We start from the raw sequence: 3,223 nt of genomic DNA, 5'->3' as shown, positions 1-3,223 counted from the left end.
CTCCGCACATCACCGAGACCGAGGCGCGCAAGGTGCTCGGGTCGTTCCTGTTCACAGGCGACGATGTGCTCAAGCCTGCAGGAGTCTTGTCCGGTGGGGAGAAGACGCGTCTGTCGCTCGCGACGCTCGTCGTGTCGTCGGCGAACCTGCTGCTGCTCGATGAGCCGACCAACAACCTCGATCCGGCCTCTCGTGAAGAGATCCTCGGTGCGCTCGCACACTACGAAGGTGCGGTCGTGCTCGTGTCCCACGATCCGGGGGCGGTGCAGTCGCTCAACCCCGAGCGTGTGCTGATCCTGCCCGACGGCGTCGAGGACATCTGGAGCCAGGAGTACCAGGACCTCATCGAGCTCGCCTGACGTCGGAGTCGCCTCCCGACCGAAGCGGGTGCTGCCCGAGCGCGCGCTCCGATTCTCAGGCGGCTGAGGACGTGGCATAGTCGAGAACATGCCGACGGACTCCCGATCGCCCGACACCGGGAGCTGGCTGCGTGCACAAGCGGCGCTCACCGGCGTCGCGCCAGCACTCGATGTCACAGGACTTCCCGTCGACCCGGTTCCGCTCTTCCTGGACTGGATCCGACATGCGGCTTCCGTCGGAGTCGCCGAACCCCATGCGGCGACCCTGGCGACGGTCGACGGAGACGGCATACCGGATGCTCGGACGTTGATCCTCAAGAACGTCGATGAGCGAGGGTGGGCCTTCGCCGGTGCGCGTTCGTCTCGCAAAGGGCCACAGCTCGCGAGCACCCCTGCCGGAGCGCTGAACTTCTGGTGGCAGCCGCTGGCGCGAGCCGTCCGTGTACGTGGACGGGTCCAGGAGGCCGGCGAGGCCGAGAGCGCAGCCGATCTCGCGGCGCGGTCTGCGGCGGCCAGGGCGGGCATCGCGCCGGGGGACTGGGCCCTATGGAGGCTCGTGCCGACCCGCGTCGAGTTCTGGCAAGGGGCGGCCGACCGTGATCACACGCGGATCGTGTATCGGCGAACGGATGCGGCGTGGGATCTCACGGTGACAGGGGCCGCGGCCATGACAGGGACAACGGCCGGACAGGAAGAGCACGCATGAGCGGCTATCAGGTGGTGGAGATCGGAGCGCTCGAGGAATGGCGAGCGCATCACGGCGGCTTCGACGCCGCGCGTTCGCGGGACGGGCGTCGTGTCGTGGATCACGAACTGACGATGCAGTACATCGGGATGACCGCGAATGCCCTGCAGCCGGGGGAGGAAGCCGGCTACTGGCACGTACACCGGAAGATCGAAGAGGTGTACGTGTTCCTTCATGGGCGAGGGCAGATGGGTCTCGACGACGATGTGGTGGAAGTCGGGCCGGGGACCGTGGTCCGTGTGGGGCAAGGGGTCGCCCGCACGTGGCGGGCTCGTCCGGACAGTCCCGGTGAACTGCGGTGGCTCTGTCTTCGCGCGGGTGGGGAGGCGCTTCCACACCTTCCCGACGACAGCTCGCGGCTGCCGGAGCGTCCCATGCCGTGGCCCGTGGAGTGACTGCGGCGGACCGCGCTCAGCGCACGTCGAGCAGCTCGTCCTCCACGTCGGCGTCATGGTCCTTGCGGCGGCTGACCTTGACCGGAGACGGCACGCCTTCGACCTCTTCGCGGTGTTTCACGATCTCCGTCCGGATGATGTAGCCGATGAAGATGAAGCCCATCAGCGCGAACAGGATCCACTGGATCGCGTAAGACAGGTGCGGGCCGGGGTCGTCGGTGGGGGAGTCGAATCCCCCGAGGGTGCCTTCGCCCGCGGGGCTTTCGCTGATGACGCGGCCGTAGGCGCCCGTGATCACATCGCCGTCGACGAGCTTCGCGATGGCCGGGAGATTGATGGTCGGCACCTGACCTTCGGGGGCGCCACGGCCCGAAGCAGGAAGCTGCTCGCCCGGGCGCAGACGCACGGTGACTTCGGCTTCGCCCTCGGGCGGTGCCGGCACGGAATCCGGAGCGTCGCCGTCGCCCGGAGGTACCCAGCCCCGATCGACGATGAAAACGCGGCCGTCGGCGTCGCGGAACGGCACCAGCACCTCGAAGGCGCTGGTTCCTCCGTGCGGGCGGTTTCTCACCAGCAGCTGTTCGTCGGCCAGATACTCGCCCTGCAGGGTCACCGGGCGCCACTCATCCGAGGGGTCGAGCGCGCCGTCCTCCCCGACGAGGTCTGCCAGGGGGACAGGCTCGGCGTCGTAGTTCTGCTCGACGAGCTCGATCTGGGCGGCTCTCGTCTCGTTCCGCTCGAACTGCCAGTTCGACAGGAAGACGCACGCGATCGCGAATCCGATGGCGATCAGCACGTAGACGCCCCACCGGAGCAGTCGCTGACTCATGCGGGAGCCCCGTCACGAACGGTCACCGGGAAGTCCCGCGCCGCGAGGTAGTCGCGGAGGTAGTCCACGTGCTCGTCGCAGGCGAGCCAGATCTTCTCCCGGTCGGCGGCGTGGATGCGGGGGTTGCGCCATACGACCTGTCTGGTCGCCGCGCTCCGGCAGCCGGCGCGCGAGCATTCGAGCTCTGTCATCGGTCCTTCGGGCCTTCGTGGATCGTGAACACCTGCGGGCCGGTCGTCTCATTCGCGATCGGAGCGGGGCCGGGAGCCTCCAGCTCCTGTCGCGGCGACTCGGCTGTCATCTCGGTGCTGTCGCTGCCCGCGTTGGCGAACACCACGGCGATGTACGGGAGCACGGCCGCGCTGATCCCGAAGACCCAGGTGTACCATCCGTACGGCTGCACCAGCACCATCAGGGCGAAGCAGGCTATGCGGATGGACATCGTGAGCACGTAACGACGCACACGGTGGTCACCCTCATCCTGCGGAGACTGCGGCAGGGAGGTGACGGCCGGGATTTGACGCGCGTTCTTCACGATGCCTCAAGCCTACGCCGGTGCGGACCTCCCGGCGTGCCGCTTCTGCCGCGGATCAGCGCGAGAAGATGAACGGCAGGCTGAACGCTCCGACGAACAGGAAGCTGATGATGATGCTGATGAGCGTGAAGGCGCCGATGGCGATCATCGCATAGCCGAGGATCAGGCCCGCGATGGCCATTCCTCGTCCTCCGACGCTCGGATCGCTCTTGGTCTGCTTGAGCGCCATGTGACCGGTGATGACCGCGGCGATGGAGGCGAGGATCGGGAGGATCGCCCAGATGAGGACGACACCGGCGATGCCGCACACCAGGGAGGTGACGGCGAGTCCGCTCGTGGGACGCGGTGGAGCAACCGGGT

7 protein-coding genes are annotated in these 3,223 nt (G+C 67.7%); 3 read left to right on the top strand and 4 right to left on the bottom strand.

Going from position 1 to position 3,223, the window contains the following annotated elements:
* The 3 genes from DSP71_RS24110 to DSP71_RS16125 all read left to right on the top strand — a co-directional run.
* On the top strand, nucleotides 1–359 hold a 359-nt coding region (locus DSP71_RS24110; protein ID WP_258546497.1), incomplete at its 5' end, for an ATP-binding cassette domain-containing protein.
* Nucleotides 360–447: 88 nt separating this feature from the next.
* Nucleotides 448–1,065, top strand: a complete 618-nt coding sequence (locus DSP71_RS16130) for a pyridoxal 5'-phosphate synthase (protein WP_113681595.1) — start codon at nucleotides 448–450, stop codon at nucleotides 1,063–1,065.
* The gene (locus tag DSP71_RS16125) at nucleotides 1,062–1,499 is read left to right on the top strand and encodes a cupin domain-containing protein (protein WP_113681594.1); all 438 of its coding nucleotides are present in this window, start codon (nucleotides 1,062–1,064) and stop codon (nucleotides 1,497–1,499) included. The genes DSP71_RS16130 and DSP71_RS16125 overlap by 4 nt, the downstream gene beginning before the upstream one ends.
* Before the next feature lie 16 nt (nucleotides 1,500–1,515).
* Here DSP71_RS16125 and DSP71_RS16120 read toward each other — a convergent pair whose 3' ends face one another.
* From DSP71_RS16120 to DSP71_RS16105, 4 genes are all read right to left on the bottom strand, one after another.
* Nucleotides 1,516–2,328: an SURF1 family protein gene (locus DSP71_RS16120; protein ID WP_046749138.1), complete on the bottom strand. Its 813-nt coding sequence runs from the start codon at nucleotides 2,326–2,328 to the stop codon at nucleotides 1,516–1,518.
* Entirely contained in the window at nucleotides 2,325–2,519 is a 195-nt protein-coding gene (locus tag DSP71_RS16115) for a hypothetical protein (protein ID WP_046749137.1), read from the bottom strand. Before DSP71_RS16115 ends, DSP71_RS16120 begins: the two co-directional genes overlap by 4 nt.
* Entirely contained in the window at nucleotides 2,516–2,863 is a 348-nt protein-coding gene (locus tag DSP71_RS16110) for a DUF3099 domain-containing protein (protein WP_058633205.1), read from the bottom strand. Before DSP71_RS16110 ends, DSP71_RS16115 begins: the two co-directional genes overlap by 4 nt.
* A gap of 55 nt (nucleotides 2,864–2,918) precedes the next feature.
* The coding region (locus DSP71_RS16105; RefSeq protein ID WP_220151130.1) for a DUF4190 domain-containing protein at nucleotides 2,919–3,223 on the bottom strand (305 nt) is incomplete at its 5' end.

This window comes from Microbacterium sp. H6 (assembly GCF_003314775.1).
GTDB classification, from domain to species: domain Bacteria; phylum Actinomycetota; class Actinomycetes; order Actinomycetales; family Microbacteriaceae; genus Microbacterium; species Microbacterium oxydans.
The sequence above is the reverse complement of the archived record's forward strand: the minus strand, read 5'-3'. Positions and strand labels throughout refer to the sequence as shown.